Source organism: Kitasatospora sp. NPDC022785, from assembly GCF_055561295.1.
In genome coordinates, this window is the sequence record NZ_JBVHHB010000041.1 from 20093 (window position 1) to 46026 (window position 25934).

General features: G+C 71.1%; 20 protein-coding genes and 8 pseudogenes. 15 read left to right on the plus strand and 13 right to left on the minus strand.

Annotation, left to right across the window (positions count from 1 at the left end; genetic code table 11):
* Positions 1 to 62 precede the first annotated feature (62 nt).
* A complete protein-coding gene (locus ACZ3YO_RS37840; protein ID WP_465578559.1) occupies positions 63 to 1403 on the minus strand; it encodes a hypothetical protein in 1341 nt (446 codons plus the stop codon).
* A 174-nt stretch (positions 1404 to 1577) separates the two neighbouring features.
* Here ACZ3YO_RS37840 and ACZ3YO_RS37845 point away from each other — a divergent pair, with 174 nt between their 5' ends.
* The 4 genes from ACZ3YO_RS37845 to ACZ3YO_RS37860 all read left to right on the plus strand — a co-directional run bounded on the left by ACZ3YO_RS37845 (position 1578) and on the right by ACZ3YO_RS37860 (position 6477).
* Positions 1578 to 3119 (plus strand): RICIN domain-containing protein, encoded by a 1542-nt coding sequence (locus ACZ3YO_RS37845; RefSeq protein WP_465578561.1) that lies wholly within the window; start codon positions 1578 to 1580, stop codon positions 3117 to 3119.
* A gap of 419 nt (positions 3120 to 3538) precedes the next feature.
* Complete coding sequence (locus ACZ3YO_RS37850; RefSeq protein WP_465578563.1) at positions 3539 to 3886, plus strand: PadR family transcriptional regulator; 348 nt, start codon at positions 3539 to 3541, stop codon at positions 3884 to 3886.
* Complete coding sequence (locus tag ACZ3YO_RS37855; RefSeq protein ID WP_465578597.1) at positions 3883 to 4842, plus strand: hypothetical protein; 960 nt, start codon at positions 3883 to 3885, stop codon at positions 4840 to 4842. The genes ACZ3YO_RS37850 and ACZ3YO_RS37855 overlap by 4 nt, the downstream gene beginning before the upstream one ends.
* Before the next feature lie 693 nt (positions 4843 to 5535).
* The gene (locus ACZ3YO_RS37860; RefSeq protein ID WP_465578565.1) at positions 5536 to 6477 is read left to right on the plus strand and encodes a DMT family transporter; all 942 of its coding nucleotides are present in this window, start codon (positions 5536 to 5538) and stop codon (positions 6475 to 6477) included.
* Between the two features lie 299 nt (positions 6478 to 6776).
* Here the strand turns inward: ACZ3YO_RS37860 and ACZ3YO_RS37865 are convergent, their stop codons facing one another.
* From ACZ3YO_RS37865 to ACZ3YO_RS37875, 3 genes are all read right to left on the minus strand, one after another.
* Entirely contained in the window at positions 6777 to 7064 is a 288-nt protein-coding gene (locus ACZ3YO_RS37865; protein WP_465578567.1) for a hypothetical protein, read from the minus strand.
* A gap of 97 nt (positions 7065 to 7161) precedes the next feature.
* Positions 7162 to 7716: a GNAT family N-acetyltransferase gene (locus tag ACZ3YO_RS37870; protein ID WP_465578569.1), complete on the minus strand. Its 555-nt coding sequence runs from the start codon at positions 7714 to 7716 to the stop codon at positions 7162 to 7164.
* An 8-nt stretch (positions 7717 to 7724) separates the two neighbouring features.
* Positions 7725 to 8717, minus strand: a complete 993-nt coding sequence (locus ACZ3YO_RS37875) for a hypothetical protein (RefSeq protein WP_465578571.1) — start codon at positions 8715 to 8717, stop codon at positions 7725 to 7727.
* A 211-nt stretch (positions 8718 to 8928) separates the two neighbouring features.
* Here ACZ3YO_RS37875 and ACZ3YO_RS37880 point away from each other — a divergent pair.
* Positions 8929 to 9012, plus strand: a pseudogene (locus tag ACZ3YO_RS37880) (ATPase); the annotation flags it as partial.
* 18 nt (positions 9013 to 9030) lie between these two features.
* On the opposite strand, the gene ACZ3YO_RS37885 reads toward ACZ3YO_RS37880, so the two are convergent.
* The gene (locus ACZ3YO_RS37885) at positions 9031 to 9450 is read right to left on the minus strand and encodes a DUF5959 family protein (RefSeq protein ID WP_465578573.1); all 420 of its coding nucleotides are present in this window, start codon (positions 9448 to 9450) and stop codon (positions 9031 to 9033) included.
* A 120-nt stretch (positions 9451 to 9570) separates the two neighbouring features.
* Positions 9571 to 9710, minus strand: a pseudogene (locus tag ACZ3YO_RS37890) (IS5/IS1182 family transposase); the annotation flags it as partial.
* Between the two features lie 131 nt (positions 9711 to 9841).
* Between ACZ3YO_RS37890 and ACZ3YO_RS37895 the strand changes: the two are divergent.
* Complete coding sequence (locus ACZ3YO_RS37895; RefSeq protein WP_465578575.1) at positions 9842 to 10495, plus strand: ankyrin repeat domain-containing protein; 654 nt, start codon at positions 9842 to 9844, stop codon at positions 10493 to 10495.
* A gap of 26 nt (positions 10496 to 10521) precedes the next feature.
* Here ACZ3YO_RS37895 and ACZ3YO_RS37900 read toward each other — a convergent pair whose 3' ends face one another.
* Positions 10522 to 10872, minus strand: a complete 351-nt coding sequence (locus tag ACZ3YO_RS37900; RefSeq protein WP_465578599.1) for a hypothetical protein — start codon at positions 10870 to 10872, stop codon at positions 10522 to 10524.
* Between ACZ3YO_RS37900 and ACZ3YO_RS37905 the strand changes: the two are divergent.
* Positions 10822 to 10943 (plus strand): annotated as a pseudogene (locus ACZ3YO_RS37905) (integrase core domain-containing protein); the annotation flags it as partial. The gene ACZ3YO_RS37900 and the pseudogene ACZ3YO_RS37905 sit on opposite strands and share 51 nt — an antisense overlap.
* A gap of 951 nt (positions 10944 to 11894) precedes the next feature.
* A complete protein-coding gene (locus ACZ3YO_RS37910; protein ID WP_465578577.1) occupies positions 11895 to 12611 on the plus strand; it encodes a GNAT family N-acetyltransferase in 717 nt (238 codons plus the stop codon).
* A 223-nt stretch (positions 12612 to 12834) separates the two neighbouring features.
* Here the strand turns inward: ACZ3YO_RS37910 and ACZ3YO_RS37915 are convergent, their stop codons facing one another.
* Positions 12835 to 14007, minus strand: a complete 1173-nt coding sequence (locus ACZ3YO_RS37915; protein ID WP_465578579.1) for a GNAT family N-acetyltransferase — start codon at positions 14005 to 14007, stop codon at positions 12835 to 12837.
* 144 nt (positions 14008 to 14151) lie between these two features.
* Here ACZ3YO_RS37915 and ACZ3YO_RS37920 point away from each other — a divergent pair, with 144 nt between their 5' ends.
* Positions 14152 to 14646 carry a hypothetical protein gene (locus tag ACZ3YO_RS37920; protein WP_465578581.1) on the plus strand — a complete coding sequence of 165 codons (495 nt, stop codon included), beginning with the start codon at positions 14152 to 14154 and terminating at the stop codon, positions 14644 to 14646.
* Positions 14647 to 14687: 41 nt separating this feature from the next.
* On the opposite strand, the pseudogene ACZ3YO_RS37925 reads toward ACZ3YO_RS37920, so the two are convergent.
* Positions 14688 to 15455, minus strand: a pseudogene (locus ACZ3YO_RS37925) (IS982 family transposase); the annotation flags it as partial.
* Here ACZ3YO_RS37925 and ACZ3YO_RS37930 point away from each other — a divergent pair.
* From ACZ3YO_RS37930 to ACZ3YO_RS37940, 3 pseudogenes are all read left to right on the plus strand, one after another.
* A pseudogene (locus ACZ3YO_RS37930) lies at positions 15432 to 15743 on the plus strand (transposase); the annotation flags it as partial. The pseudogenes ACZ3YO_RS37925 and ACZ3YO_RS37930 overlap by 24 nt on opposite strands.
* A 46-nt stretch (positions 15744 to 15789) precedes the next feature.
* Positions 15790 to 17389: pseudogene (locus ACZ3YO_RS37935) on the plus strand (ISAzo13 family transposase); the annotation flags it as partial.
* Positions 17390 to 17900: 511 nt separating this feature from the next.
* Positions 17901 to 18358: pseudogene (locus ACZ3YO_RS37940) on the plus strand (transposase); the annotation flags it as partial.
* A 28-nt stretch (positions 18359 to 18386) separates the two neighbouring features.
* Here the strand turns inward: ACZ3YO_RS37940 and ACZ3YO_RS37945 are convergent.
* From ACZ3YO_RS37945 to ACZ3YO_RS37955, 3 genes are all read right to left on the minus strand, one after another.
* Positions 18387 to 18755: an HAD family hydrolase gene (locus ACZ3YO_RS37945; RefSeq protein WP_465578583.1), complete on the minus strand. Its 369-nt coding sequence runs from the start codon at positions 18753 to 18755 to the stop codon at positions 18387 to 18389.
* Positions 18756 to 18865: 110 nt separating this feature from the next.
* The gene (locus ACZ3YO_RS37950; protein ID WP_465578585.1) at positions 18866 to 20119 is read right to left on the minus strand and encodes an MFS transporter; all 1254 of its coding nucleotides are present in this window, start codon (positions 20117 to 20119) and stop codon (positions 18866 to 18868) included.
* Positions 20120 to 20264: 145 nt separating this feature from the next.
* Positions 20265 to 20951, minus strand: coding sequence for an isochorismatase family protein (locus ACZ3YO_RS37955; protein WP_465578587.1), 687 nt, complete (start codon positions 20949 to 20951; stop codon positions 20265 to 20267).
* A 200-nt stretch (positions 20952 to 21151) separates the two neighbouring features.
* On the opposite strand from ACZ3YO_RS37955, the gene ACZ3YO_RS37960 reads away from it, so the two are divergent.
* Together ACZ3YO_RS37960 and ACZ3YO_RS37965 are read left to right on the plus strand one after the other, a co-directional pair.
* Positions 21152 to 22012, plus strand: coding sequence for a LysR family transcriptional regulator (locus ACZ3YO_RS37960; RefSeq protein ID WP_465578589.1), 861 nt, complete (start codon positions 21152 to 21154; stop codon positions 22010 to 22012).
* 218 nt (positions 22013 to 22230) lie between these two features.
* A complete protein-coding gene (locus ACZ3YO_RS37965; protein ID WP_465578591.1) occupies positions 22231 to 23763 on the plus strand; it encodes an ISL3 family transposase in 1533 nt (510 codons plus the stop codon).
* 1151 nt (positions 23764 to 24914) lie between these two features.
* Here the strand turns inward: ACZ3YO_RS37965 and ACZ3YO_RS37970 are convergent.
* On the minus strand, positions 24915 to 25250 hold the full coding sequence (locus tag ACZ3YO_RS37970; RefSeq protein WP_465578593.1) for a hypothetical protein: 336 nt from the start codon (positions 25248 to 25250) through the stop codon (positions 24915 to 24917).
* A gap of 570 nt (positions 25251 to 25820) precedes the next feature.
* Between ACZ3YO_RS37970 and ACZ3YO_RS37975 the strand changes: the two are divergent.
* Positions 25821 to 25934: pseudogene (locus tag ACZ3YO_RS37975) on the plus strand (aminotransferase class V-fold PLP-dependent enzyme); the annotation flags it as partial.

Here is a 25934-nt window from a genome sequence, read left to right on the forward strand (position 1 = left end):
AATGTGTGCCGGGCAGGACGGATCAGCCGCAGCGGCTGCTGCGGAGGCGTGTCGACGGCGGGTCAGGCGAGGGTCCACCAGTGGTCGTCGCCGGGTTCCGGGTGGCAGGGGTAGACACCCAGGCGAAGACCCGGGGTGGGGTCGGCGTGTCCGGGGACGTCCAGGCACATCGGCGTCGGCGTGCCGGCGGACTTGGCGTTGACGAGCAGGAACGCGGTGCGATCGGCGGTCCAGCGCTGGAGCCACAGGTGGTTGTCGGCGCTGCTGTAGTCGCAGGGGTAGAGGCCGACCTGCGAGGGCGCCGGAGCCCCGTAGTTCGGCGGGTCCACGCACAGCGTGGATCCGGCCGGACGGAGTGCGAACCCGCTCGCGCCGCCGGTGCCGGGCACGAGGTCGACCTGCTGCAGATGCCCGGCGCCCGCGCCGCAGCGCTCCTGGACCACCGGGTGCCCCATGGTCGGTACCCCGCCCGTCGGCACGTCGACGCACAGACCGGTCGCCACGTTCCGCAGCGTCCGGCGCGGCGGCGCGGCCGGAGCCGGGGCGGGCTCGGTGGCGGAGGGGGAGGGGCGGGCGTTGTCGCGCGCCGCGGGGGCGGTGGACGGTGCCGGTTCGGGCGCCGGCTGCGCGGACGACTGAGTCGGGGCCGGCAGGGACGGTACCGGTTCGGGCGTCGGCGGCACGGAGGGCGATGCGGGTGCGGGTGGGGAGGCCGGCGCGGACGACTGAGTCGGGGCCGGCAGGGACGGTACCGGAGCCGGCGCGGGTGTGACCGGGACCGGTACGGGCACCGACGGCGCGGGAGGTACGGGCGGCGGGGGAGCGGGGTTGTCGGTGATCTTCCGGTACCTGAGGGGGACGTACGAGCTCGTGGGATGGCCGCCGATCTTCGGGTCGCCGCGCCGCGCCGTCGCCGCAGAGGTCGGCGTGCGGCTGTTGCTCTCGGAGTAGTACCGGAACTCGCCCTTGGCCTTGTCCGTCCACCCGGCGAACAGGATCGCGTGCCCCTTCACGCCGCCGATGTCGAGCGCGTCTCCGGGTTGCAACTGCTCCCAGGTGATCCTGTCGGCGACCGAGAACAGGCCCGTGGTGTCGTAGCTCTCCTTCAGCTGCCAGGCCATCGAGACGAATCCGGAGCAGTCCTGCCGGTACCCACTGCCGGTCGCGCTGTCGCTCCACCAGCGCACCCAGCTGTAGCCCACCCGCTGCTCGGCCCAGTGCCGGGCGCGGGCCAGGACCTGGTCGCGGGTGACCGGGCCGCCGGGGGCGGCGCCCTTGCCGAGGGTGCCGGTGCTGGTGGGCCGCTGAGGGCGGTCGCTGCTGTCCGCGTGGGCCGGCAGCACGCTCAGGCCGATGGCGAGCGCCAGGGCGGCGAGGGCGGCTGCGCGCCGTGGTCGGTTCATCGTGTGGGGTCCCATCCGTCGTCGGAGAACCCGCTTGCCGGGCTTGCCGGAAGCGGTGGAACACCACGCTGGAACCTGATCTGATTGTCCGTCGGGTCGCATCGGCCGGACCGCAGGTCAGCGCGCCGCAGGTTGCGAACACCGGCGAACATGCCGGATATCCGAGGAGGAGAGATGGGGAAGGCCGGCCGTCCGCCGGGTCCGCTACGGGGCCGCACCGAACAGGCCAACGCCCTCGCGCAGTTCCTGCGCGAGCTGACCGCAGAGAGCACCGTCAGCGACCTGGAGAAGCGCTACAACCTGGCCAGAAGCACCTGGAGCGAGTACCGCTCCGGCCAGAAGATCATCCCGTGGGACCGGCTCAGCAAAGTGGTCGAGCACCGCTTCGCCCAGGACCCCCGGGCCCGGCAGCTCGCCACCGACAAAGCCCGACGCCTGCACGCCGCCGCCACGTCCGCCCAGCCCGTCCCGGCCCAGCCCGTCCCCCCGTCGCCCGCCGACCCCGCCCCCGCCCCGTCCCACCCACCGGCACAGGACGAGGCAGGCGACGCCGGACAACCGGCGGACAATCCCCCCACCAGCACGGACACCGTCTCCGAACCCAACGTCGCGCCCGACCCGCTGCCCCCCGCCGAACCGACCGCTGCGCCTCCCGACGCCGTCCAGCCCCGGCAGGACGACGCCGAAGCCCTCGAGCCCGCGGCGCCGCACAGGCGCCCCCCGACACCGCTGCCCTCCGGTACCGGCCCCGCGACCACCCCCTCCATCCCCGCCGACGGGACCCCCGCTTCGGCCGCCGCCGCCCGCAGGCGAACCGCCGTCAGCGGATCGTGGTGGACCCGCTGGCGCACCCCGGTCCAGTGGACCCTGCTGGCCGCCCTGCTCGCCGCGGTCGTCATCGCCAACCAGGATCAGCACCGCGGCGGCCGGCCCGCCGCCGCACCGTCGCCGCCCAGCACCGCCGACAGCGCGGGGCCCCAGCCCATGGACGCGCCGCCCGAGTCCCCGACCGCCAGCGGCACCCCGGAGCAGCCGGCCACCAGCCCGGCACCCGAGCCGCCGGTTGTCACCCCCACCTCGCCCCCGGCGGCCACCAGCCCGGCACCCGAGCCGGCAGCCCTCGCCACCACCCGCTCGGCCATGGCCAGTAACCCCGTGAGCACCCCTTCCTCCCGCCCGTCCGCCACCTCCACCCAGTCGGCCACCACACCCCCACCGCCCGCGCCCGCCCCGGTCCCGGTGGCGCCCCCCGGCCCGCCCCGCCGCTCGCTGCGCAACCTGGCGACGAATCTGTGCGTCGACGTGCCGACAGGCGGTGTGCCGAACATGGGGCACCCGGTGGTGCAGGAGCGGTGCGGCGCGGCCGGAGAGCACCTGCAGTACTTCGACCTCGTGCCCGGCGCCGGCAACGCGAGCCAGTTCGCCCTCCGCCCGGCCGGGTCCACCCTGTGCGTGGACCCGCCCGAGCACGGGGTCCCGGCTCCCTCGCAGGTCGGCCTCTACCCCTGCGACCTCACCGACGGCGACAACCACCTGTGGCGCCTGCAATGGAACGACGCCAACGGCTTCATGCTCGTCAACGTCAAGTCCGACAGCACGCCCACGCCGATGTGCCTCGACGTCCCCGGCCACGCCGACCTCACCCCCGGCCTGCGCCTGGGCGTCTACCCTTGCCACCCGGACCCCGGCGACGACCAGTGGTGGGCCTTCACCTGACGCCGACCAGCTCCACCCCGCCCCCGGCGCCCGCACTCCCTCGCCCACCCTCGACACCGCCGCCGAGCCCTTAACTTCGTGGCATTGGATGGTGGACGCGGTGCGCTACCTGGTCGCGGGCGGCATCACCTGGCGGGCGATGCCCGCGGACTTTCCCGCGTGGGACCGTGTCTACACCTTCTCCCGGCGCTGGCGGGACAAGGGTCTGGTCGCCGAGTTCCACGACCGGCTGCGGGATCGGGTCCGCGAGGCCGCCGGCCGGGATCCGGAGCCGACCGCGGGCATCATCGACGCGCAGTCGGTGAAGGCGGCCGCGTTGAGGCGCTGCCCAGGGCCTGGGCAGCCGGCAGGTGACGTCACCCCATCCCACTCATCGTCCGATCATCGACATATAGCGATGATCGCTCTAAGCTCCATGCATGACCTACCGTCAATTACAGGAGCCGACCAGGCTCGTGCTTACCGCACTGGCCGACACCCCTCGGCACGGCTACGCGATCATCCAAGAGGTGCTCGCCATCTCAGACGGGCACAGCCGCCTGAGCACCGGCACGCTCTACACCGCGCTCGACCGGTTGCTCCAGCAGGGCCTGGTGCGGATCGAGAGCGAAGAGGTGGTCAGCGGACGACTGCGCCGCACGTTCGCCCTCACCGACCAGGGACAGGACGCGCTGGCACAGGAGGCCAAACGCCTGCGGGCCGCCGCCACCGAGGCCGAACGTCGGCTGGGCGCCTTCCGTCCGCGACCCCAGGGGGCGACCTCATGAACGACGTCACGACCGGCCACGACGCCCCACGGGCGGCCCGCCTGCTGATCGGCCTCTACCCCGCCCGGTACCGCTCCGCACACGGCGACGACATCCACGCCACCTTCGCCGAGGCCACCCAGGGCCGGACACGCAGTGCGGTGCTCCGGGAGTACCGCGACCTCGCCACCCACGCCCTGCGGCTGCGGTTGCGGATCGGCCCCACGGACCCGGCCGGCCGCGTGCTGGCCGGAGCGGCACCGGTCGCACTCGCGCTCGCGGCCGGCTGCGCCCTGTACTTCCTGCTGCCCGGGCTGGTCCACCGGATCCGGGACCCCCAACCCAATCTCGGCCTCGGCCACGCGGTGCTGGCCGCGGTCCTCCAGCTGGCCCGCGCCGCACCGTGGCTGCTCGCCCTCGGGCTCGCCGTGACCGGCCGTTGGCGGGCCGCCCGGATCGCGGGCGTGGCAGCCGTTCTCCTCAGTGGCGGCGTGCAGGCCCTAAGCGGGCTGTACCCGTACTCGGCGGGTCAGCTGGCGGGCATGGCACTGGTCGGCGCACTCGTGCTGCTCGCACCGGCCGGACTCGTGGACGTCACACAGCGGGGCCGTTGGGAGATGGCCGCACTCGCGGTCGCCGTCGCGCTCCCCGCGATCGCGGCCGACCGGTACATGGCGCAGTACCTGCCGCTGCCCATGCTGGGCCTGCTGCCGATCTGGCTCGGCACCCTGACGGCACCGGCCCTGCTGAGCCGACTGGCCGGCCGACGAAGGGACCCGCTCCGGGCCGTGGGCGTCGGGCTCGGGACACTGCCCTGGCTGATGCCCATGACGGCCGTGGCCGCCTTCGACCCGCCGGCACGGCTGCGCCCGCTGCTCGAATACGCCGGAGCCTGTGTGGCCCCGCTCGGCGTGGCCCTGGCGGTGGCCGGAGCGGTCCAGCTCGCCCGGTGGGTCCGGGCGACCGGCCCGGCCTGACCTCGGCCCGGTGCGCGCTCCCTCGGGCCTGCGCACTCGGGGGCCCGGGCGGCCCGGGGGCGAGTTTGCCGCCCCGGCTCAGGTCCGCGAGGCGCCGGGCTGCTGAGCCGCTGACCGGAGTCGGGCGATCTCGGAGGGGCGGGGGCCGGGCGGCGAGCCGGTGACCGAGGCGTGGGACTGGCACCGCCCGCTCACCGGCACCGAGCAGACGGCTGGCTGGGCGGTCGGCCTGGACATCAACATGGCGTTCCTCGCAGCCGCCGGCCGCCTGGTGCTGCCACTGTCCGGACCGGTCCACGAGCTCAAGCCCGCCTTCGACCCGAAGATCCCCGGCTTGGCTTTGTTCACGAGATTCGACAGCGTTTGTTCACGACTTCGGACAGCACCCCGGCTGCCGTCGTTCGATTCCAGGCGGGGTCGCCGCAGTGGCATGGAGGTGGGTCGCAGCTCCATGAGGAGGGCCCCGCATGCTGGCCGAGGGCTGGAAGGAAGGGCCTTTCCGGCGATGTCGTACAGTGCCCCTATGTGTGCAGCAGTTCTCGCGCCTCCCGTCCTCTGAGGCGGGTCGCCATCGACACCAGCGCGTAGGTAGGCCACGGGCCGCGACGCGCTGGGTGGTTGTGCCCGCAGACGCGAGTCCACGACCACCTGCTCCGTCTGGAGATTCCTTCCGTGTCGAAAACTGCTGTTGCAATGACCCCTGCCCCCGTGACGGCGCCCCGATCAGTGCGCCGCGGCCTCGCCTATCTGGCGTTAGCCGGCATCACCTGGGGCACCACCGGAGCCGCCGTGGAGATCGTCTACCGGTCCAGCGACTTCGGGCCGATGGCCGTCTCGTTCTGGCGCTTCCTGACCGGCGTGGCACTGCTGCTCGCAGCAAGCGTCGTTCGCCCGGCCCGCAAGCTGTCCAGGACGCCGCAGCCGGTGGGCCGACGTGTGCTGCTGTTCGTGGGCACCGGCGTCGGCCTGGCGGTCTTCCAGACCGCCTACTTCGCCGCCGTGCAGGACACGGGACTGGCAGTGGGCACCATCGTCACCCTCGGGGCGGCCCCGGTGTTCACCGGCGCCGGCGGGCGCCTGTTCCTCGGTGAGCGCGTCGGACGAGGCGGCCTGCTGGCGGTCTGTGGCGCGCTGGCCGGCCTGGCGATCCTGGTGCTGGGTAACCAGCAGGGTGTCGTCCACCCCGTCGGGGTGGCGATGGCGCTGTTGTCCGCCGCCGGATACGCCGTCTCCAACCTCCTGGGCCGGTGGACCGGACGGCATGGCGCCGGTGAGGACCCGTACACCCTCACGATGGGGTCCTTTGCCGTCGGCGCGGCCGTCATGCTGCCGCTCGCCTGGGGCGAGGGCCTCGTGCCGCACACCGCCCACCTGGGCCATGTCGTGCTGCTGATGCTCTACGTCGCCACCGTCACCACGGCACTCGCCTACCCGCTGTACTTCGCCGGAGCGGGCGCGGTCCGGGCAGCCACAGCGTCGGTGGTGATGCTCATCGAGCCGGTCAGTGCGGCAGTGCTCGCCGTGCTGTTCCTGGGCGAGCAACTCACCGCGGCCACGGTCATCGGCACGGTATTGATGCTCGCCGCCATCGCCGGCCTCGCCGTCGCAGAGTCCCGGCTGAACGCGACGGACTGACAAAGCGACGAGGCTGGTCAGCGTGGTCATTCCCTTGGGCTGGCCAGCCTCGTTCGGTCCGGTGACCACGCGGGCTGCAAGCCTGCGCTGTTCGAATCGCCTGACCAAGTCCTGCTGTCCGAAGTCGTGAACAAACGCTGTCGAATCTCGTGAACAAAGCCACCGGCTCCTGGCTTCGACCTCTCCCACGTCGACACCGACCCCCTGCTCCCGTCGCCGTTCACACCGGCGCTCCGGCGAGGGCGGTCTTTACGCCGTAAAGACTGCCCACCGTGCCGCGTGGGACCGGGGAACTGCCGTCACAGGCCGAAGACGTCGGCGCCGTCCAAGGGCCTGGTGTCAGCGACGATCACACCGCCGAATTGGGAGTCGGTCAGGACACGCAGACCGGCTCGGCGTAGGACGGAGCCGAGGGCTTCCTCCACGCTCGTGACGACGCCCCGAGTGAACCGGTCAACGGTGTCACCGGCGTCGGCTTCGTCGTCCAGGGCGACGAGGGAAGCGCTGGGCCTCCACTCGACCGCGACGGATCCGGCTGGCCAGCTCGCGGCGGCCGTGCCCAGCAGGGTGATGACGACGCCGGGCACGAGGTCAAGGTGCTCCTGGTCGACTTGAGAGCTCGGTCTGGCGGGAGCCTTTCCCCGGTGGCTCGACGGATGCGCCAGCCACGCTCTGGGGGTGCGGTCAGAAGTGGGTGCGCAGCAGCAGAAGGTCGAGGACTGGTCCGTCTGGTCCGGCCGTGTACGGTCCGGCGTACTCGTAGCCCAGGCGGTCGTAGAGGCGGCGGGCTGGAGTGTCACCGGGCATGGCGAGCAGTGACACCCACTGGGTGCGCAGCGCGGTGACGAGGGCGTTGTGGATGCTGGTGCCGACTCCTTGACCGTGCCAGCCGGTGCGGACGGCGAGTTCGCAGATTCCGGCCAGGGAGTCGGTGTCGCGGGCCTGGGGGGTGATGGCCGGTAGGAGGTCTTCGCCGTACCAGTAGGCGGGGGTGCAGCGGAAGCCGTAGCCGAAGCCGACGACCTGGCCTGTGGCGTAGGCGGCGATGAGGGTGAATTCGTCGCGGCGGGCGTGGCCGGTGATCTGGCGGCGGAGGGTCTCGGGGGTGAAGCCGGCCCGGGCGACGTCGTCGTGACCGGCGTGGGCTTCGGCCCAGACGTCGGCGATGGTGTCGAGCAGGGTGGCGGCGTCGCTGGCGCCGTAGCGCTGCAGGGCGAGGGGGGTGGCCGGGGTGGTCATGGTGTCCTTCAGGCAGCGTGAACGGCGGTTCGGTAGGTGCCCAGGTAGCTGGCGACGCAGGGAACGCTCTGGTGGGGCGTCAGCGCCCCGGCGATGTCTCGCAGGGAGCGCAGCAGTCGCGCGGAGTGGACGTCGTTCAGGTGGGCGAGGGTGCGGTGGCCGGCGTCGGTGACGGCGTCGAGATCGGGCCGGGCGCGGTGGGCGTGGTGCAGGGCGATGTCGGCGGTGTAGAGGGCGCGGTTGCGCGGGTGCCCGTCGGCGAACAGCATGACGGCCTGCTCGGCGCCCGCCGCTGCGCGGTCGTGCTGGCCGAGGTCGGCGCGGCACAGCGACTCCAGGCCAGCCAGCTCGGCGGGGACGAAGAAGCCGAGCCAGTCGGGGTCGGCCTCTCTGGGCCCCTTCTCGTAGAGGCGGTACGCCCGCACCATGGCGTCCTCGGTGAGGGCGCGGTCGCCCTGCAGTGCCCAGCCGCGGGCCTCGCGCATCGCCAGCAGCGCCAGCCAGCGCGGTGATCCGAGTCCGGCGGCCGCGCGCTGCGCCACCTGGGCGGTGCCGACCGCTTCGCGGGGGCGGCCGGTGGTATGGGCCAGCAGGGACATGCACGCGAAGGCGTGGGCTTCGAGCCCGGGGTCGTCGGCCTGGCGGGCGCTGGCGAGGGCCTCGGTGTAGAGGGAGCGGGCGTCTGCGGTGCGTCCGGCGTCGAGGGCGAGCCAGCCGGCGGCGACGGACAGCATGCCGGTGGCGGTGTGGAGGCGGCGGCCCAGGTTCTCGCTGTAGCGGCCCTGGGTGAGCCAGGTGTGGGCGGTGTGGAGTGCGGCGGTGGCCTGTTGGCCGAGGTCGGCGGAGCCGTGGTCGCGGTCCTGGGCGTACAGCTGCTGCTCGATCTCGAGCAGCGCCTGTAGGTGGTCCGCGGCCAGGGCCGGGCCGGCGCTGCCGGCGGCCGGTACGGCGGCGGCGAACAAGGCCATCCCGGCGCCGAGGACGAAGGTGCGGCGGATCATGGGGCCGGCTCCTGCCTGTTCCTGTTCGTCAGTCACCGCTCTCCTGGCTCTTGCCCGGTGGGCCGGGTCCTTGAAGCCGAGCTCGACCGCGTGGCGGCCGGTCACCTTGTGAAGCAGGCGCCGGTACTTGGCGCGGGGCCACGCGGAGTCGCCGTCTTCCCAGGTGGCGAGCGTGCGGACCACCAGGCCGACCGGCTCGCCGGATTCGATCGGCACCATCATCGAAACCGGCACCGACTCCTACCGCCTGGCCAGCACCCGGGGCCGAGCCGACCAGCAGGCCGCCGCCCGCTGACGGGTGGCCAGGAGACGGTCAGCCTGCAAGGACCTGTCGAGCCTTCACCAGGCGCGTTCGATGGTCCTCGATCCAGCCCGCCGGCGGGGACATGGGAAGGCTGACCGTCACCTGCGAGGACGGATCGTCGCTGATCGACACCCCAATCGCGCTGGGACTGAGCGGCTTGATCTTCAACTGGACCGTCCGGCCGGAGTTCAGCCACGAGACGAACCTGTTCCCGGCAAGGCTGTCGAGAGCCTCTTCCCACATGTCCAGGTCGAAGGACGAGATCCCTACCCGGAAGCTACCGGTGACGGTCTCCGTCGACACGGCGAACTCACAGTCCAGGAACTCACTGCCCGGGTCCGGTCGCTTCAGCACCCGCAGTGCGATGACATGACCGCTCGTCCCAGGCGGATCGGCAAGGTGGATCAGATCGTCCAGTTCGTCGTCCATCACAGCCCTCTCGCTCGATCTTGAACAAGGGCATCATTCCGCACGGCACCGACACGCCCGAAGGCGCTCTCAGTGGGCATTTGATGTGAACGGATTGCCCTTTATGCCCTAGTAAGTTCCTTACCCGGCTGGTGTGGTCTCGTCCGTTATGCGCGTGGTGAGGTTGTCGATCGAGGCGATGTGGATCACGGCTTCGGAGCTGGCCGGCAGGGGTCGCGGGCGAGGCGGCGGCGGAGCATGAGCCACCCCAGGCTTCGCTCTCTACCCGGCGAAGGACCGCAGGGTGTGACCTGTTGGCGTCTGCCCGCGCCGCGGGCCTGTTCTGCTGGGGGGCGGGGGCGACCCCGCCCCTCGGGCTAGCATGGCGCGGCAGCGAACCGAGGGGGAGCGGATGGGCGATTGGGACGGCGTGGCGGAGCGGGGCGTCTACAAGGACGTCCATCAGGCCGAGCGGGACCAGCTGTCCGATGCGGGGCACAGGGGCGACTGGCTGGCAGTGGTGGCCGCCGTCGCGAAGTCGCCCGGCCTGGCCAACACTCGCCGTGTCGGCGGCCGCAGCGGCTGGGCGCCGCTGCACCAGGCTGCCTGGCACAACGCCCCGGCCGAGGTCGTCCAGCAGCTGTTGGACGCCGGAGCCTGGCGTACCCTGTGCTCGATGGATGGGGAGCGCCCCGCCGACGTCGCCGTCCGGCTCGGCCGCGACGCCCTGCTGCCGCTGCTGGAACCGGAGCCCCTGCACCAGGTGCCGGAGCCGGACCTCCGGGCGATGGAGCACTTCCTGCACGCGCTGATCCGGGTCCGCACCGAGTACTACGCGGTCAAGACGGCGCTGGTCCTCCCGCAGGTCTGCGTCCTGACCGAACTGCCCGAAGCCGAGATGTGGTTTGGCGTGCCCGGCATGTACGGCGGCTTCGGCATCCGCCTGGAGGAAGCCGCGACCGCACCCCGCCTCAGGGTGACCAGCCACTGCCGGGTGGTCGGCTATTCAGGCCGCACCCACCACATCACCCCGGACAGCTGCGTGCTGGTCGACTCCGGCTGGTAGCCGAACAGGCATTCCGCCCCGAGGTTTCACTGGGCCCGTCGCCCCGGGCGGCCTCTGCTGGTCCTGCCACGAGAAGCACCAGCAACGGCAGGCAGCAGGAGGAGCGGGAGGCCAAGGCCCAGGCCCAGCTGGAGGCGGCCCGAGCGGCGAACGCCGCGCTGCGCCCGTGCTGGACGTGCCGGGGCCAGCTGACCGTGGCGCTCGATCTGCTCGGCGCCGCCGACGGGGCGGAGCAGGCCGTACACCGAGCGGTCCTCCTCGTCGATCCGGCCGGAGTCCGCGGGCGAACCGACGCTATCGGCAACGCGATCCGCCTCGAACGCTGCTTCGTCGAGTCCTTCAACGGTCGCCTGCGCGACGAATGCCTCAACATCCACCTGTGCTGGTCCCTGACCCACGCCAGGTCACCATCGGCGACTGGAAGGAGGAGTACAACCACGACCGGCCGCACTCATCGCCCCTGACGCACAAGAAGCGCGCCGGCGCCAAGGGCGGCAAGTTCGAGAAGCTGTACCCGGCCGCCGCAGTCCGCTCCGCCGCCGCTGCCGTCGCGGGCGTAGGCGTGCGCGACCGCACCCCCGACGCCCGCGAGACCCACCTGAACGCGGTCATCGCGGACCGGGCGGCCCGTGACGGCGTGTCCGCGGCTGTCGCGCTGACAACGATCGGGCAACTGCGCGCGATCGTGCGCCTGGCCGCGTTCGACGTCTTCACCGATGCCCTGGACACGACGGTGTGCGAGCATATCGGCACCTACGTTCAGGGCCGGCCAGCACATTTCGCCGCCGCCACAGGGTTCCTGGAGCCCGAGATGGCCGCGGCGCTTGCCCTGGTCGGGGTTGACGCGGTCCGGGCCCGCATCCCTGCCTTGGTCAGCACGTTCGCCCAGCTGTACCCGACCCAGCAGGCTGCCGTCATTGAGCGGCGGCCCTCCGCCTACTTCACCTTCTTCCTGGCGAGCATCCTGACCGCGGCGGGCGCCTGGCGCACCGCCGAGAGCCTGACGGCGACGGCGGTGATCCCGTGCGCACGCTTCATCCAGCCCGAGCAGCTGGGTGGCATCCTGACGGCCTGGGCTGATAACCCGCAGTGCCGGGAGGCGGCAGGGATGCCCGAGCTTGCGGCCTCTCGCTGGGCGCATGCGCCTCAGCTCTGGTCTCATCCTGCATGGACTGCGTTCGTCACGCGGGTGCGAGAGCTGTCGACAGAGGAGTGGTACCAGTATGAGAGTCTGGCGCGCCTGATCGAGTACGGGGGGATGACGCCCACGCCGAGTGAGCCCTCCTTGTCGCCGCGAGGCCTGAACGGGCGTCGGCAGTCTGCAAGGCGCGATAGGTCTGTGGACCGGAGGACGGTGAGGTAGGCCGTCTCTGTCGGCTAGCGGGTCTAGCCTGCGGCCATGGACGCTTCCCTCTATCGCATCCGCCCGCTTCAGGCTGGTGACATCGACGCGGCTTTGGAGCTGATGCACCAGGCCAATCCCGCGTACAGCGCGGAGAGCCTGGTCGCGCACCGGTATCTGCTGGAGCTGGCGACGGCGCCGACCGGGACCGAGCCTTCGGAGGGGGCGCTGCGGGCCCTGGCGCAGGACTACGCCGCCGACACCTCCGGCGTGCCGATGGACGCGGAGTCCGCGTACCGGCTGCTGCGCGGGCGAGCGGGCACCGCCGCGACGGCCGCGCTGGTGGCCCTGGTGGCGGCGGAGCGGGCCAGCGGCACCGTGGTGGGCCTGGCGAACGCCGGTCCTACTGGCAGGCGGTCGCACTACGCGATCTCGCAGCTGCCGGAGCCGATGGCGCGTCAGCTGCGCGAGAGGGTGGTCGAGGTCTCTGACATCGCGGTGGCGGCCGACCACCGGCGGCGGGGCATCAGGCAGGAGCTGTTCAGCGCCGTGCTCAACGCGGACAGCGAGCGGGCCCGGGGGTGGAGGGTGGCTCTGTGGTTCTTCCACGAAGGCGCGGGCCACGGAGGCTTCCATCGGGCGATGGCTCCCGAGTGGCCGGTCGGGCAGCCGCTGGTCCTCCTGGACTCTGCTGGCGCGTGGCAGCGTCCGTGCGAGAGATGGAGGGGGACCTGCGGATGTGGGTCGCTCCCCTGCACCCAGACCTCAAGCTGATGAGGGATCCGACCGGCAGCGCCGGGATCGCGGGCGTCTTCGACCAGTCGTGGCCGGACTCCGTGGTGACCGGAGCGGCAACAAGCCCTCGAAGAGCGACCGGAAGCAAGACAAGAAGGCCCGCGGACGCGCTCGGGGGTAAGTCGAAGGGAAGTCAGCCTTCGGGCCCTGTCGGAATTTCCGACAGGGCCCGAAGCCGCTGGGAGCGCGTCCGTGATCGGCCTCAGAAGTGGTCGGGCAGCCACGGCTCCCGGTCGTTGGTGACCCGGATGAGGGCGGTCAGTGAGTCCTCGGAACGTGCGCGGACGCCGGACATGCGGGCTGCTGCGGTGCTGCGGTATCCGCCGGCGTACCAGACGGCGAACTGTCCCCGGGTGAAGGCGACGGCACCCTCGGTGCGCGTTGGGACGATGTCCGCCGACCCGGCGCACAGCCGCAGCAGGAAGCGGTGGCTGGAGCCGGGGCGCTCGTCCCCGACCTCCACCGGGATCTCAAGGTCGAGGTCGGCGTGCCAGCCGCGCAGCCGGATCGCCCCCCGCAGGTCGAGGATGCGGAGCATCCACGGATGCCAGGAGTCGGCCGTCACCCGGTGCCGGTGGAGGTTGTGCAGCAGCACCGGGTAGGGCGGCAGTGCGCCGCGCCGGAACTGCACGGTCTCGGCCCGGCTGCTGTGCCGAGCGAGGAACGCGAGCATCGAGGCGGCACAGTCCGGGTCCGAGGCCCAGAAGTCGTGGACCACCAGGTCCATGCCGTGGCGGTCGCTGCGCTTGGTAGTGAAGGAGAGCCAGCCGGCCGCGGGTGCCCCGGAGCGGCTGAACCGGTAGGTGGTGAGGGCGTTCTTCGCCGTCGTCCACGTTGACCACCAGTCCGGGCGCTGGACGGGGCCGTTCCACTGCCGGGCGAGCTCCTGCTGCAGGTCCAGGGCGTCCTTGGTCAGGCCGTGCTCGATGTCGAGGTCCCCGGCGGCGAAGGACCGCTTCAGGTCGTCGGCCCTCACGGCCCACCCGAACACCGGGACCGGGGCCTCCCAGCCCATGTGGCGGGCGTAGCCGTTGGAGACGGTGGAGATGGTGGAGATCACCGCGCCGCGTTCGCGCAGGGGCCGCAGCCGCTCGCCGACCATGGCGGTCGCGAGGCGGCTGCCGCGTTCCTCGGGCGCGACGCTTCCGGCGGCCAGGCACGCGCTGGGCACCGCGGCGCCGCCGAAGAACTGGTCGGTGAGGAGGCCGAGTCCGCCGGCGACGACCCGCCCCGCGCGGAGGGCGACGCGGACGTCCGCGTGGCCGCGCAGGTGGGTGATGTCGCCGACGGTGTGGCCGAAGGCGCGGGCGGCCAGCTCGTCGTACTCCTGGACCAGGCCGTCGTCGGCATGCGCGAAGGTGAGATCGTCGTCCACGGTGGCCCTCCCTAGACGAGTAGATCCGATGTGACGGTGGCCGAAGGTTCATGCGCGCGGCTGGAGGGCTGGCCAGGCCGCTCCGGCCAACCGCATCGCCGTATGGTGTGGTGGGTCTACCGAGGCCAGGAATAGGAGGTGCTCATGGCGGTCGAGCCGAGGTGGCTGTTGGACGAGACTCCCTGGCCCGAGCAAGCCACACTGGTCTACGGCGAGATGGTGGAACTGACGACCCCGCATCCGCCCATTCCGAGTCTGGGCTGGCTTGGGCCGGAGATCGTGGGCAGCCGCGGTGTGATCGTCGGGTGTGTCATCGAGCAGGACGAGCGTGACGGCTACGTCGGACCGCTCTACTCGGTGGAGACCGAGGACGGCAGCCCCTGGGGGCTACGGCCGGAGTTCCTGATCTCCCGGGGAAGACTTCATCCCGACATGCCGCCCCGTTATCGCAGCGACCTGCCCGACGGAACCCGCGTCCGAATCCGCATCGAGTCGGACCCACCGAACGGAACGGCGGAAGCTATCGGGGAAGTCACCGGTATCTGGTGGACGACGTCCTTGGAGCCGCCGAAGGGCTACATCGTGCAGGTTGGCGACCACGACCACTGCGTGACCCCAGAGCAGACCGAGGTCCTCTGACTCGGCGAGAACCTACCTGCTGCGGTCACTGCCAGATGCCGTCAGTGGTCGAACGCGATCAGCGAGCGGGTGACGGGTGCGCCAGTCTGGTTGTTGTGCCAGATGGCGGTGGCCATTGCCAGGACTCGCTGAGCTACCCGGATCGCGACGCCCTCGAAGGTCCGCCCGCCATGTTGTTCCAGGTCGAGCTGCCCTTTGAGGGTGTCGTTGACCGACTCGATCAGCTGGCGGACCTTCTTGAGCATCGGCTCGCCAAACCGCTGCCTCTCGCGCTTGAACGAAGGCCGCAGCAACTCGACGCCCAACTCGGCGAGTTCTCGCTCGAACGCCTTCGAGGCGAAGCCTTTGTCGGAGATGAGCACGATGCCCTCGCGCCGGGCGACGAGCTCGGTGTCGACTTCGAGCATCGCCGCCAGGACCTCGCGCTCGTCCAGCTTGGGGTTGGCCAGTGCCCACAGGATGGGCATGCCGGTGGGCGTGCACACCAGGTACAGGCGCAGGCCCCAGAAGAAGCGGGAGTGTGAGGCGCAGTAGCCGTAGCCGGCCCAGCCCGCCAGATCGGAGCGTTTAACGGTAGGGCGCGACATTCCGCACGGTACCGGGGTGGAATCGGTAATCCACACCGTGTCGGTCCAGAAGTCGCTGTCCCGGGCCAGTTCCCGGATCACCCGCTTGATCAGCGGCAGAGCTGAACGGAGTCGCTTGTTGTAGCCCGCGCGCTGGGGGAGGTACGGGAACATGCCGGACAGGTGCTTGTGCGCGTAGCGCAGCCAGCGGGCCTCGCCCTCGACCCGGTCTATCCGGTGCTGTTCGTGGATGCCGTGAACATCAAGGTCCGCGACGGTCAGGTCGCCAACCGGCCCGTCTGCGTCGTCCTCGGCGTCCCCGCGGACGGCTACCGGGACATCCTGGGCCCGTGGACCTCCCGCGGCGGCGAGGGCGCCAAGTACTGGCAGTCCGTGCTCACCGAGATCAAGAACAGGGACGTCAAGGACTGCCTGATCCTCATCTGCGACGGTCTGGCCGGGCTGCCCGACGCGGTCGCCCAGGTCTGGCCGCAGACCGTGGTGCAGACGTGCATCGTCCACCGCAGCCGTAAAGAATCAACCTGTTGCTTCTGCCTGTGGGCATCGTTGACTTGGTATGGGCATATCGGAGGGGGAGCGCGGCCAACTCGCCGCGCGGTTCAAGGTGTTGCTGCCGGTTCTGAACGAGCGGCAGCGGCGTCTGCTGCTCGCGGCCGAGGCGAGGCTGATCGGGCACGGCGGTGTCCGGGCGGTCGCACGGATCAGCGGGGCCAGCGAGACCACGATCCGCAGTGGTGTCTTCGAGCTGGAAGCCGGCCGGGAGCCGATCGATGATGGCCGTGTTCGGCGGCCCGGAGGCGGACGCAAGCGGGCCGAGCGGGTGGACCCTGACCTGCTGCCCGCGCTGATGGCGCTGGTGGAACCGGATGAACGGGGCGACCCGATGTCCCCGCTGAGGTGGACGACCAAGTCGCTGCGCAACCTCGCCGACGAGCTGACCCGGCAGGGCCACCCGGTGTCTGCCGTGACGGTCGGCCGGCTGCTGAAGGAGAGTGGCTTCAGCCTCCAGTCCCAGGCCAAGGTGTTGGAGGGAACCCAGCATCCCGACCGCGACGCCCAGTTCCGCTACATCAACGAGCAGGTCAGCCAGCACCAGAGCACCGGCGAGCCGGTGATCAGCGTCGACACGAAGAAGAAGGAACTGCTCGGCCAGCTGCCCAATCCGGGGCGGCAGTGGCGCCCGAAGGGCGATCCCGTACTGGTGGAGGACCACTGCTTCTTCTCCGGTCCCACTGGCGACGCCGCCATCCCCTACGGCATCTACGACGTGTCCGCGAACACCGGCTGGGTCAACGTCGGGGTCGACCACGACACTTCCGCCTTCGCCGAGGCCTCGATCCGACGCTGGTGGCAGGCCGCCTCGACTACCCGGAGGCAACCCGGCTGCTGATCACCGCGGACGCCGGCGGGTCGAACAGCTACCGCTACCGGCTGCGGAAAGCCGAGCTTGCCGCCTTCGCCGCCGACTCCGGCCTGGCGATCACGGTCTGCCACTATCCTCCCGGGACTTCGAAGTGGAACAAGATCGAGCACCGGATGTTCGCCCACATCACGATGAACTGGCGCGGCCGCCCGCTGACCAGCCACGAGGTCGTGGTCCGGGCCATCGCCGCCACCCGCACCCGCGCCGGACTGCGGATCCAGGCCGAACTCGACACCGGCGCTTACCCGTTGGGCATCGCGGTGAGCAAGGCCCAGATCAAGGCGCTGCCCATCGAGGCTCACCAGCAGCAAAGCGCGTGGAACTACACCATCCTGCCTGCCAGCGGCGAGGGGGGCCGATGGCGCGACAGTACGCGACGACCAGGCCCGCCGAGAGGTGCTCGATCTGCTGGCCGTCCCGGCTCTCACCGGCATGGAGCCGGAGGAACTGGCTCGGATCAGCGACCTTCTCGCCCCCCGGACTCGCCGCACTGCGCGAGGAGCGGCTGTGGTGCTACCGCGACGGCCGGCGCCGGCGCGAGAGCGCAGGATCCCGCCCGCCGGCGCTCTCCCCGGCCGACAAAGTCCTGGTCAGCGTCCTGTATCTACGTCACATCTGTTCCCAGACCACACTGGCGGACATGCTGGGCCTCCATCAGCGCACCATCGGGCCTGCGGTCAAGGACGTCCGGCGACTCCTGCAGGAACACGAGATCACGGTCACGCCGACCACCTTGTGCTTCGACAACGGCCAGCAGATCCGCGACTACCTGGCCACCGGTGCCCCGACCACGGCCCGGCAACGGGCCACCCACCAACTCGCCCACCCCGCGCTCACCGGCATGAGCCGCACCGAGTTGGACGCGCTCATTGACCGGCTCTCGGTGCAGCAGAGTGCACTCATCGAGTCCCGGCGCCACCGTCAGCGCGGCGGCCCGCGTCAACCCGGCTCACGCGGCGGCGTGTTCCGCCAAAAGATCACCGACGCCGATCGCCTGCTCGTGGCGGTCCTGGACGCACGGAAGATCGCCAGCAAGCCGGTCTTGGCAGAGGCATTCGGGGTGAGCCTGAACACTGTGCGCAATGCACTCGCCGACGCACAACCGGTGCTCGAGGACACAGGCGTCACGCTTCCAGCCGCCTCGCGACGGTTCGACTCCGCTGCCGAGCTTATCGAGCACCTCACGAACCTGACGGATGATCAAGAGAGGGTCACTGACACGCCGACATCTTGAATCTTTACGGCTGCACCTGCTGCGGAACTCTTTCCGCTACACCTCCAAGCGGGACTGGGCGGCGGTCGCCCGCGACCTCAAGCCCGTCTCCACCGCGCCGAACGAGGCCGCGGCCCTGGAGCGGTTCGCCGAGTTCGCCGCCGCCTGGGAAGCGTCCTATCCGGCCGTCGTGCGACTGTGGGAACGGGCCTGGTCCGAGATGGTCCCCTTCCTGACGTTCGACGCCGAGATCCGAAAGATCATCTGCACGACCAACGCCATCGAGAGCCTCAACTCCCGCTACCGCAGCGCCGCCGGCGCCTGCGGCCACTTCCCCAACGAGCAGGCCGCCCTCAAACGGCTCTACCCGGCGACCCTCGCACTCGACCCCCCGGCCGCGGCCGCCAACGCTGGAGCAACCGCTGGATGGCCGCCCTCAACGCCTTCGACATCACCTTCGACGGACGCCTGTCAGCCGGACGGGCGTAGGCCAACCCGCCCACGCCCGACAACAAGATCAACACCTAGTCCAACCGGGTGCCGTACACCTAGATCGTGATAGTCCCGCACCGAGTTCGGTCGCCGTGTCGGACCGTATTGGGGAGATGTGGATCGTGGTTGCGTCCGGCGCGTACAGAGTGGCGCCGTTGGCGGCGATGACGTAGTGCCGTCCGATGGTCTCCAGCAGGGCGGGAACGCACCGTGGTGGGCGGCCGGTGACGAGGGCGATGCGGATGCCGGCCTTGCTCGCCGCGGTCAGGGCAGCCCGGGTGCGCTGGGACAGGCTGCCGTCGCTGTGCAGGAGTGTGCCGTCGAGGTCGGTCGCCACCAGCTTCGGCCGGGGATGCGGCGGGGAGGCTGGAGTCGGCGTTGGCGTCGTTGTCATGGTGCACTTTCCGGACCGGGGGCGGGCTGGTCGAGTGGGCCGGGCGCGGGGCCGCACGGGGCTGGGCGTGGCGCCGCATGGGCCTTTGGGCCTGGTGGCGGAGGATGCGCTCAGTCGGTGTGGCTGGGGCGGCGGGCGAGGAGGCCGGCCGTGGTGAGCAGGGCGAGCAGGACCGCGGTGAACCAGGTCATCGCGGTGGTCATGGTGGTGTAGCGGGTGGCGATGCCGATGGCGATGGCGGGCAGGGCGAGGCCGAGGTAGGAGATGAGGAAGAGGCCGGCGAGGGCTTCGCCGCGTTTGGCCGGGGTGGCCATGGCGACCACGGTGCCGACGGCGGATTTGAACAGGACTCCGGCGCCGATGCCGGCCGTGATGCCGGCCACCAGGAACAGGGTGAGGCTGGCGGTGTGCATGCCGACGGCGAGTGCGGTCGCCCCGGCGGCCTGGGCGTACAAGCCGATGTTCCTGCGCAGTGTGGCGTCGAGGCGGCTGGTGAGGGTCTGGGCCGCGGCGGAGGCGCCGAACACGGCGAACACGGTCAGTCCGGCCAGTGCGCGGGAGGGGTGGTGCAGGGTGTGGCCGACGAATCCGGGGGCCAGCGAGGTGAACAGGCCGAAGACCGCGAAGGACGCGAAGCCCGCGGCCGTGGCGGCCAGGTATCCGGCGGGGTCACCGTGGTCGGTGCTGATGCGCTGCGGCCGGTAGGCGGGCCTGACGGACTGCACCTGGACCGTTTCGGGGGTGAGCGCGACCGCGGCGATGCTGATCAGCAGCAGGGCGCCGAAGACGAGGTAGGGCAGGCGCAGGGGGGCGTCGAGGTACTGGGCGAGAAGGCCGGCGATGAGCGGGCCGAAGCCGAGGCCGCCGATGTTGGCCGCGGTGGAGACGATCTCGAAGCGCTGCGGCGAGGCGTCGGGGCGGTGTGCGGTGTGCAGTTCGTGCAGGTGCGCGGTGGCGGTCGCGGTGAGCATGCCGACCCCGAGGCCGGTGACCAGCCGTGCGAGGAGAAGGAGCGGCAGGGATGGCTGGGTGAGGAACAGTGTGGCGGCGACCAGTTCGAGGGTCAGTGCCGTGATCAGGATCTTGCGTCGGCCGACCCAGTCCGAGATGTGCCCGGCCAGCCGCAGGCTGGCCAGGACGCCGAGGGCGTAGACGGCGAACACAATGGTGACGGTGAAGGTGGAGAAGCCGTCGCGTGCCTGGTAGAGGGGGTACAGCGGCGTCGGGACGGTGGAGAACGCCATGGCCGTGACGAACGCCGAAGCGATCAGCCAGAACCCGGCCCCGTGCCTGCGGGCCGAGTGCCGGGCGGCGATCTGCTGGCCGGGTGCCCGACGAACGAGCCGGGGGGCGGACAACGACATGGGGGTGCTCCGTTTTCGTGAGTGCTCCGAGTGGTGACGGTGGCCGGTCGGCGTCGCCTGGGACCGACGCCGGCCGTGAAACTCAAGTCGCTGAAGGACGGGTTCGCCCGCCCCGGGCCGGACGGCCCGGGGCGGGCGAAGGGTTTCAGGCCAGCCGGCCGCGGGCCTCGGCCCACTTGACCTCGGCGCCGGCGCCCTCGGACCCGGTGGCTTCCGCCTGGGCGCGGGCCACGGACTCCATGACGGCGGCGTAGCCGGGGCTGACGCTCGCGTAGATGCCGCCCCAGGCGGCCCAGTCCTCGCGGGCCCAGGTCTTCTGCAGCTCGGCCGCCACACCCAGGACGTCGATGACCTTGACGCCCGCACGGCTCAGGCGCTCGATCGAGATCCGCTGTGCCTCGTCGGAGTAGGTGCCGGAGGCGTCGATGACGGCGTACACGTCGTATCCCTCGGCGAGGGCGGCCAGCGCGGGCTCGACGACGCAGACGCTGGTCATGATGCCGGCGACGAGGAGGGTGCGGCGGCCGGTCCGCGCGACGGCGCTGCGGAAGCCCTCCACGTCCCAGGCGTTGATCTCACCGTGACGCTGGACGTAGGTCGCCTGGGGGGCGTTGTCGAAGACCTCGGGGATCAGCGGGCCGTTCGGGCCCTCGGGGACCGACGCGGTGGCGATCACCGGGGCGCCGGCCAGGGTGGCGGCCTTGGCCAGAACAGCCACGTTGTTGCGCAGCTCGTGGATGTTGGTGTGGTTGACGATCTGCAGCAGACCGCTCTGGTGGTCCACCAGCAGAACCGCGGCGTCGGCGGGGTCGATGAGGCCGTTGTTCGACATGACGTCTCCTTGCTTCAAGGGCGGGCATCCGGCACCGGGCCGGATGCCCTGGTTCACCGGCAGCTCCCTCGCTGCCGACGACCTCTTCAACCTCGTGCCACCGCCACCGCTTCCCATGTCGAAGAGATGGCTAAAGATGACGGTAATCTCTGTTGGAGATAGCCTGGAGCCAGCGGGCCCGGAGGGGGTACGGAGGCGGAATGGATCTTCGACAGATGGAGGTCGTCGTCGCGGTCGCCGAGGAGGGCGGCTTCAGCGCGGCGGCACGACGCCTGCACGTGGTGCAGTCCGCGGTCTCCACCACGGTGCGCACCCTTGAGCGCGAGCTGGGCGCACCGCTCTTCCACCGGACCACCCACCGGGTATCCCTCACCCCGGCCGGCCAGGCGTTCCTCCCGGCCGCCCGCGCCGCACTGCGGGCCACCGAGGAAGCCCGCGCCGCCGTCGACCTCGTCAAAGGAGAGCTGACGGGAGAGATCACGATCGGCGTCATGCAGGGCCTCCACACGGGCCTCGCCCAGGCACTGGCCGCCTTCCGCCGCCAGCACCCACAGGTAACGCTCAGGCTTCGCCAGGCACCGGCCGACGACATCCTGCAGGCACTGCGCGCCGGCACCACGGACGTGGCCGTCGCGGCACTGGACCGCCCCCAGCAACGAGGACTGGCCACACGCGTGCTGAAGGAGGAGGAGATGGTCCTGATCACGGCACCGAGCCGCGCCATGGAAGGCGAGCGACCGGTCACCCTCGCCGAGGCCGCCGCCCTGCCACTGGTGGAATTCCCCGCCGGCTGGGCCATCCGGCACTCGGTCGACCGGGCCTTCCACGCGGCCCTCGTCGACCGCACCGCCACCTTCGAGGTCAACGACATCCTGGCCGCCACCGACCTGGTCCGCCAGGACCTCGGCGTGTGCATCATGCCCACATCCCTGGCCGCCCGCTTCCCCGACCTCACGCCACACCACTTCACCCAACACGCACCCACCTGGAAGGTGATGGTGGTACACCCCCGAGGGCAGGTGTACCCAGCCGTCACCGCCCTGCTGCGCCACATCAAGTAGGCAGCGGCACGGCACCCGGCAGGCCGAACACGTTGGGCACGTCTCCGTAGATCCGCGAGATTCCTCGGGAGACGCCGACGCTGCCCGCGACCGTGATCGCGGAACGGACCGGCCGGCAGCGCGGGTCTGTAAAAAAAACGGCTCATACAAGATTTTCGTAGCCGGTGATCGCTTCAACTTGCCTCTGGTGTTGGCTGGTTGGCGGTGAGAGGCTGGCTGTGTGTGTTGTCGTGGTGGGGGACCTTCTGCCGCAGCTGGCCGCGGTGCGGGTCGATCGGGTGGAGGCTGGCGGGGATCTGCTGAGGATCACGGCCCGGACCAGGGATGACGCCGAAGCGGCGTGTCCGGCGTGCGGGCAGGTATCGGACTGGGTGCATTCGCGATATGAGCGGCATGTCGCGGACGAGGCGGTCGGCGGCCGCCCGGTCGTGATCGACTTATCGGTGCGCCGTCTGTACCGCGAGAACCCGGACTGCGAGAAGGCCACCTTCGCAGAGCAGGTAGACGGGCTGACGAAGCGTTACCAGCGCCGCACGCCAGCCCTGCAGAAGGTGATCGACGCGGTCGCCGTGGCCCTGGCCGGGTCGGCCGGGGCCCGGCTGCTGAGTGTGCTGCACCAGGCGCTGTCCTCGGCGTGCGTACTGAATTGCCTGATGCGCGTCGCCCTGCCGGTCAGGGCCGTCCCGCGGGTACTGGGGATCGACGAGTTCGCCCTGCGCCGAGGCCACCGCTATGCCACGATCCTGATCGACGCCGTGACAGGTGAGCGGATCGAGGTGCTGCCGGACCGGAAGATGGAGACGGTCACCGCCTGGCTGAAGGACCACCCCGGTATATCGGTTGTCTGCCGGGACGGGGCCGGGGGCTTCGCGCAGGCCACCACGGACGCCAACCCCGCGATCACGCAGGTCTGCGACCGCTGGCACCTGTGGCACGGCCTGGCCGAGGCCGCGACCAGCGAGATCAGGGCCCACAGCGCCTGCTGGGCCAAGGCCGGCCCGCCTCTGCGGGAGGGCACCCGCGCCGCGACCACCCGCGAGCGGTGGCAGCAGGTCCACCAGCTCCTCGGTGCCGGGGTCGGCCTGCTGGAATGCTCCCGCCGTCTGGGCCTCGCCCTGAACACCGTCAAACGCTACGCCCGCCACACCGAGCCGGAACGCATGGTGACGGCGCCCCTGTACCGGCCCACCCTGGTCGATCCCTACCGCGACCACCTGCGCCGACGCCGCGCCGAGGACCCCGCGGTCCCCGTCACCCACCTCCTGGCCGAGATCAAGGAACTCGGCTACAGCGGCAGTGCGAACCTCCTGGTCCGCTACATCAACCAGGGACGGGTCGAGGCCGACCACGCCAGCCTCTCCCCGCGCAGAGTGGCCCGCCTCCTGCTCACCGACCCCGACCACCTGCGCGAAGAGCAGCTCGTGCTGCGCGACCAGCTCGCCGGGGCCTGCCCGGAGATGACGGCCCTGGCCGCCGCGACGACCGGCTTCGCCGCCCTGCTCACCCCGGCACCGGCCAACGCCGACGCGCTGACCGGCTGGATCACCCAGGTCCGAGCCGCGGACCTGCCCTTCCTGCACGCCTACGTCACCGGGCTCGAACGCGATCGCACGGCCGTCGAACACGCCCTCACCTTGCCCTGGCACAACGGCCGCACCGAAGGCGTCAACAACAAGATCAAGCTGCTCAAGAGGCAGACCTACGGCCGCGCCGGATACCGCCTCCTGCGTCAGCGCATCCTGCTCAGCTGACACACGCTCCGAAGCGATCACCGGCTACGAAAATCTTGTATGAACCGTTCGCTGGACAGACCCGAGGCCCCAGATCTTCTCGGCGCCGGGGCCGCCAGGCTGTGGCTTGGAGCCGGCGGTTTTGTCGGTGGGTTTGCGGCTGGGCGGGCGGGTGGTGCCGCGTGACTCGACGAGCTTGTGCTTCTCCAGGTCTCGGACGGCTTCGGCGACGTGCTCGGTGCGGTTGTGCTCGCGGTCGTCGGTGCCGCCCGCGACCGGGGCGTGCAGCTGCTTGTAGGTGGCGACCTTGAGGACGCCGAGGACGACGAGGACATCGTCGGCGCACCGAGCCCCAGGAACCGTTCGGGTTGCGGGCGGAGCGGCGGAAGTGGACCCGGCTGCGCCGGGCCGGCGGCTGCTGATCGTCTCGGGTTCGCTCCTGGTCCCCCGTGCTTCTGCCGCTCCCCATCGCCGGCGCTGATCTTCCCCCGCCCCTTTGCCCAACGGCACCGACACCCCCCCGCCGCCCACCGCCCCGACGACCCAGCGCCGACCGCCGGGAGGCGCGCGGCCACCCGGCCGCGAGGGAGAGGGTCGAGCGGGCCCGGAGCGACAAGCAGGGCCCGCGGACCAGGAGCGAACCCGCGACCGCACCACCCACCCAACCGCCAACACCACAAGCCAAGGAAGAGAGGGTTGTCGGCAAGCCCGGCGGCCCTGATTTCGGCTCTGGCCAATGGGAATGTCGAAACCCTCGGACACCAAGCCCCCCGGGGCAACCCCCGGGGGGTCTGTTCCGCCCCGCCGGGCCCGCAACGCGCTCTGACGGCGGCCCACAGCGGCCCTGGACAGCCATGGAGAACGCTTACCCGCCACGGGCCCGCCCACCGCTGACCACAGCCGTTCTGGCGCCGCCTCAGGACCGCAGGGTGCCGAGCGCGGAGAGCGTCGGCTCCGGCGCTGGGCGCATCCGGGCCTGCGGGGCGGTCGTCGTGCCGGTGGGATGCGGGCATGGCGCGGCGGTGGCGTTTGGCCGGGGCCGGCGGGGCGGTCGTCTCATTTGGGTGCTTGAGCATTCTCCGCCCACCATCCGAGAACTCCGCCGAGCAGCGAGGGCGGGCCAGGCAGCGCCACTCGAGCCCGCCCTGCACGTCGATGGCGGCCCCGTTCGGTCAACCGATGACCTGGAAAGATTCGACAGGCTCGAAGACCGTGATGGTGATCATGACGTCGACCGGCGTATTCGACTCGGTGTGCAGGAGGAACTCGACACCCCCGGCCTCGCCCCCGGGCTTCCCGTGGGGGCCGATGTTGGTTACATACACATTGGGTTCATGACCAGCCTCACCAAGGACGGGACGCCCGTCCGTCCCGAAGACACCCCCGGAGAACTGCCACATCGCGGCCGTGACGAGGACGGCGGATTCCTGCGAGATGGCGTCGAAATTATGGTTGTGACGGGTCCTGCCCTGCATGTTGCGAAAGATGAGGCGCGTCGATCGGGCCATGATGCCTCCCGGCGTGAGTGCTGCGAAATGCGAGCGGAAGAGTGCTCTGAGAGCAGCTTGACCGCTGCCCGCCCGGTTCGTCGGGTGGCTTGGGCCGTTCGCGGGGCGTCGGCGGCCCTGGTTCACGCGACTGCCCTCGCCGGGCGCACGACCGTATCGGCGTCCCAGGAGAGCGGTAACTCGGGCGCCCGAAAGGCGCCGCACTCCTCCCGGTGCGCCTGCTTCCGGCCGTGGGTCCACGTTAAAGACGCGCTGGACGCCTCCCGCTTGCCAGGCTGCGGTGACCTCCCGGAAGGCGGCCTGCCACTCAGCGCCGTAGCGGCCGGTGAAGTGTGCGGCGGCAATCGTCCGCACGGCGGGCGTGGGACCGCCAGGACGCGGTCCAGGGCCGCGGCGACGTCGGCCGGGGTAAGGTCTCGCCAGTCCAGCAGGTCGCTGAGGGCGCCGAGGAGCCGCTCGGCGTCGTCGTGGCGGTCGAGGGCGCGCTGCACTGCGGCTCGGACGCGATGGATCGCCTCCAGCTGATAGACGTGCAGGGTCGTCAGCCGGACCGTGCTGAACGGGCCGGCCGAGGCCGGCACCCCGCCGGTCGCCCAGGCGGTCGGGCTGGGCGCGGCCATCGACTACCTGTCGGCCATCGGCATGGAGAAGATCGCCGCGCACGAGCACGCGATCACCGAGTAC